This is a genomic window from Variovorax sp. KBW07 (assembly GCF_003852515.1).
GTDB lineage: Bacteria > Pseudomonadota > Gammaproteobacteria > Burkholderiales > Burkholderiaceae_C > Variovorax.
In genome coordinates, this window is the sequence record NZ_QAJK01000127.1 from 1 (window position 1) to 4,366 (window position 4,366).

Sequence of the window (4,366 nt, forward strand, 5' to 3'; positions counted from 1 at the left end):
GTTCGGCTCGGTGCACGGCCTTACGCTGGGCTTCGGCAGCACGCTGATCGGCGAGACGGTCGACTACGCCATCTACTACCTGATCCAGGCGCGCCAGGCCGGAGCGGGCGCCGTGGCCGGCACCGGCTGGCAGCGCTGGCGCGAAGTGCATTGGCCGACCGTGAGGCTCGGCCTGCTCACATCGGTGTGCGGCTTCGCGGCACTGGTGTTCTCGGGCTTTCCGGGGTTGGCGCAACTGGGCGTTTTCTCGATTGCCGGGCTGGTGTCCGCCGCATTGGCCACGCGCTACGTACTGCCGATGCTCGCGCCCGATGGCGCCACCGGCATGGGCATGCGCCGCCACATGGCGCTGGTGGCCGGCATGCTGGTGCGCGGCCTGCCGCGGTTGCGCTGGCCGCTGGCCGCGCTTGGCGTGGCCGCACTGGGGCTGGTGCTGTGGCAGGGCGGCCACCTGTGGCGCGCCGACCTGGGCGCGATGAGCCCGGTGCCCAAGTCTGCCCAGCAACTCGACGAAATGCTGCGCAACGACATCGGCGCCAGCGACGGCGGCGTGCTGGTGGTGGCCTACGGCAACGACGAACAGGCCGCGCTGCGCAACACCGAAGCGGCAGCGGCGCGCCTCGATGCGCTGGTCGACAAGGGCGAGCTCGTGGGCTACGAAGCCGTCACCCGTGTGCTGCCCAGCGTGGCCGCGCAAAGCGCGCGACTGGCAAGCCTGCCCGATGGCGACACGCTGCGTAGCAATCTCACGGAAGCAACCCAGGGCCTGCCGTTGCCGGCATCGCGGCTCGGGCCGTTCCTGGCCGACGTCGAGGCCGCGCGCAAGCTCGCGCCCGTGCAGCGCGCCGACCTGGCCGGTGGACCGCTCGGCTCGGTGGTGAACACGCTGATGTACCAGCGCCCCGGCGGCGGCTGGTCGACGCTCGTCGTGCTGCATCCCGGCACGAAGTTCGACCAGGGCCGGCTCGAAACCGCGTTGGCCGGCCTGCCCGAAGTGCAGGTGGTCGACGTCGGCCGCGAGCTTGCGGGGCTGTACCAGCGCTACCTGCACGAGGCCTTCGTGCAGGTGCTGCTCGGCGCGCTGGCGGTGGTGGTGCTGCTCGGCATCTACCTGCGCTCGTGGCGCCGGCTGCTGGCCGTGTGCCAGCCGCTGGTGTTCGCGGTGATGCTCACGCTGGGCGGCATGGCCGTGATGCAGGCCGCGCTCGGCATCCTGCACCTGGTGGGGCTGCTGCTGATCGTTGCCGTGGGCTCCAACTACGCGTTGTTCTTCGACCAGTTGCGCACCACGGGTCGGGCCGACGAAGACACGCTGGCCTCGCTGATGCTGGCCAACCTGACGACCGTGGTGTCGTTCGGGCTGATCGCCATTTCGGACATTCCGGCGCTGTCGTCCATCGGCCGCGTGGTCGCGCCGGGGGCGTTGCTGGCACTGCTGCTGTCGGCCGCATTCGCGCGCCATGTAGCGCCGCCCAAGGCCCGGGGCTGATGGGAAAATCCACGGCAATGTCTTCTTCCGCGTCGAACCCCACCGAGTCCTGGCCCTGGCCGCCGGCCATGCGCGCCAGCGCGGCATGGCACGTGGCCGCCATCGGCGCGGGCGTGCTGGTGCCGGGCGCCTTGCCCTGGGCGATTGGCGCCATCGTGCTGAACCATGCGCTGATCACCGGAGCAGGGTTGACGCCGCGCAGCAGCCTGCTGGGGCCCAATGTCACGCGTCTGCCCGAAGCCGCGGCCGCGCGGCGCGAAGTGGCCATCACCATTGACGACGGGCCTGAGCCCGAAGTCACGCCGCGGGTGCTCGATCTGCTGGACGCACGTGGCCAGCGCGCCACCTTCTTCTGCATTGCCGAGCGCGTGCTCAAGCACCCTGAACTGGCGCGAGAAATCGTGGCGCGCGGCCACAGCATCCAGAACCACACGGCGCAGCACCGGCACAATTTTTCTTTCCTGGGGCCGCGCGGTTTCGTAAAAGAAATCGCTCGCGCACAAGACATCCTGACCGAGGTCACGGGCCAGCGCCCGACCTGTTTCCGCGCGCCGGCCGGCCTGCGCAACCCCTTTCTCGAACCCGTGCTGCACCGCCTGGGCCTGTCGCTCGTGAGCTGGACGCGGCGTGGCTTCGACACGCGCGAAGGCGACCCCGCCAAGGTGATGGCGCGCTTGAGCCGCAACCTGCAGGCGCGCGACATCCTGTTGCTACACGATGGCAACGCCGCGCGCACCGCCGAAGGAAAACCCGTTTTGCTGGAGGTATTGCCCTTGTTGCTCGAACGCCTGCGCGCCGATGGATTGCGCGCTGTCACCTTGCCCGAAGGGCTGAAGCCATGAGCGCCGTGATGCCGTCAACCAACACCGACAACGCGTGGCGCGAATTGCATGAAGCCGCGACCGTCCCCTACAAGAAGGGCGGCACTTTCGCCTGGCAATTCGCCCGCGGCAAGCTGGGGCGCGACCCGGTGTTCCGCGGCCTGCTCGAGCGCGGCCTGATCGGTGCGCAGCACCGGCGCGTGGTCGACATCGGCTGCGGGCAAGGCCTGTTCGCCAGTCTGCTGGCGTCGATGAGCGCGATGCAGCAGCAGGGGCGCTGGCCGACGTCGTGGTCCGCCACGCCGGCTGCCGCCGACTACACCGGCATCGAGCTGATGCCCAAGGACGTGGCGCGCGCGCAGGCGTCCATCGGCCATCTGCAACCCGCGCCCCGGCTGCTCTGCGCCGACATGTGCTCGGCCGCCTTGCCCGATTGCGACCTGGTGGTGATCCTCGATGTGCTGCACTACGTTGATCTCCAGGCGCAAGAGGGCGTGCTGCAGNNGCGTGCGCGATGCGCTGCAGCGTGGCGGCAATCCGCAAGCGCGCCTGCTGCTGCGCGTAGGCGATGCATCGAGCCGGCGCGGCTTTGCCATCAGCCAATGGGTCGACCGCACGGTGACGCGCATCCGCGGCCACAAGGTCTCGCCGACCTGGGGCCGTCCGCTGGCCGAATGGACAGCGCTGCTGCAGCGCCTCGGTTTCCGTGTGCAGAGCATTCCGATGAGCGAAGGCACGCCCTTCGCCAACGTGTTGCTGGTGGCCGACCTGGAGGCCGTTGTCGCATGACCGCGCCGCAGACGCTCGACCGCGCAGGCATTGCGCAGCGCATTCCGCACAGCGGCAGCATGTGCCTGCTGGAACGGCTCGAAAGCTGGGACGCCGAGGCGATCCACTGCAGCACCACGACGCACGCGCAAGCGGACAACCCGCTGCGCACCGCCGGTGGCTTGCTGGCCCCCAACGCCATCGAATACGCCGCGCAGGCCATGGCGTTGCACGGTGGCCTGCTTGCCGCCGAAGGCAGCACGCCCTCGGCCGGTTTTCTGGCGAGTGCGCGCAATGTGAAGCTGGCCGTGGCGCGGCTCGACGACATCGCCGGCGCATTGCAGGTCAGCGCCAAGCGCCTGTCGGGCGACGACCGCCAGATTCTTTATGAGTTCACCGTGAAGGCCGACGATGGCCGCATGCTGGCCGAAGGCCGTGCCGTGGTGGTCTTGAACACGCCGCTGGCAACAACAACGACAACAACCGAATAAAAGAAAGCGCAAAACCTCGTCATGGGCAATCTCGAAGGAAAACGCGCATTGATCACCGGCGCCAGCGGCGCGCTCGGCGCCGCAATGGCCGAACGTTTCGCGCGCGACGGCGCCACGGTGTTGCTGCACGCAAACTCGCGGCCGGAGTCGGTCGAGAAACTGGCGGCGTCCATCACGGCGGCGGGCGGCAAGGCGGAGTGCCATGTGTTCGACCTGCGCAGCGACGAAGCCTGCGCGGCGGCGTGCGCGCAAATGCTGGAAGGCGGCCCGATCCAGATCCTGGTGAACAACGCGGGCGTGCACGACGACGCGGTGTTGCCGGGCATGCGCGCCGAGCAGTGGCACAAGGTGATCGACGTGTCGCTGAACGGATTCTTCCGCGTCACGCAGCCCTTGCTGTTGCCAATGATGCGCACGCGCTGGGGGCGGATCCTGAACATCTCGTCGGTCGCGGCGATTGCGGGCAACAAGGGGCAAGTCAACTACGCGGCCGCAAAGGGCGCATTGAACAGCGCGACCAAGGCGCTGTCGCTGGAAGTGGCGTCGCGCGGGGTCACGGTCAATGCGATCGCTCCCGGGATCATTGCGTCGCCGATGGCGGATGCCGTGTTCGATGCGGCGGTCATCAACCAGATGGTGCCTGTGAAGAGGGCGGGGACGCCTGAGGAAGTGGCTGCGTTGGCTGCCTTCCTGGCGAGCCCGGAGGCTGCGTACATCACGGGGCAGGTTATTTCGATCAACGGCGGAATGATCTGAGAGCTGGGGTCGTCCGGGGGCGCGGCGATGGGTGCTGTGTC

Annotated in this window: 4 protein-coding genes and 1 pseudogene; all 5 read left to right on the top strand. The window is 68.7% G+C overall.

Annotated features, from left to right (window positions below; genetic code table 11):
• On the top strand, nt 1-1,489 hold a 1,489-nt coding region (locus DBV14_RS24010; RefSeq protein ID WP_369008194.1), incomplete at its 5' end, for an MMPL family transporter.
• Nucleotides 1,489-2,331 (top strand): polysaccharide deacetylase family protein, encoded by an 843-nt coding sequence (locus DBV14_RS24015; protein ID WP_124462811.1) that lies wholly within the window; start codon nt 1,489-1,491, stop codon nt 2,329-2,331. The genes DBV14_RS24010 and DBV14_RS24015, both read left to right, overlap by 1 nt.
• A pseudogene (locus DBV14_RS24020) lies at nt 2,328-3,099 on the top strand (class I SAM-dependent methyltransferase). The gene DBV14_RS24015 and the pseudogene DBV14_RS24020 overlap by 4 nt, the downstream one beginning before the upstream one ends.
• Nucleotides 3,096-3,569: a hydroxymyristoyl-ACP dehydratase gene (locus DBV14_RS24025; protein ID WP_124462813.1), complete on the top strand. Its 474-nt coding sequence runs from the start codon at nt 3,096-3,098 to the stop codon at nt 3,567-3,569. Before DBV14_RS24020 ends, DBV14_RS24025 begins: the two are co-directional and overlap by 4 nt.
• A 21-nt stretch (nt 3,570-3,590) precedes the next feature.
• Nucleotides 3,591-4,325, top strand: coding sequence for a 3-oxoacyl-ACP reductase FabG (gene fabG, locus DBV14_RS24030; protein WP_124462815.1), 735 nt, complete (start codon nt 3,591-3,593; stop codon nt 4,323-4,325).
• Nucleotides 4,326-4,366: the final 41 nt, after the last annotated feature.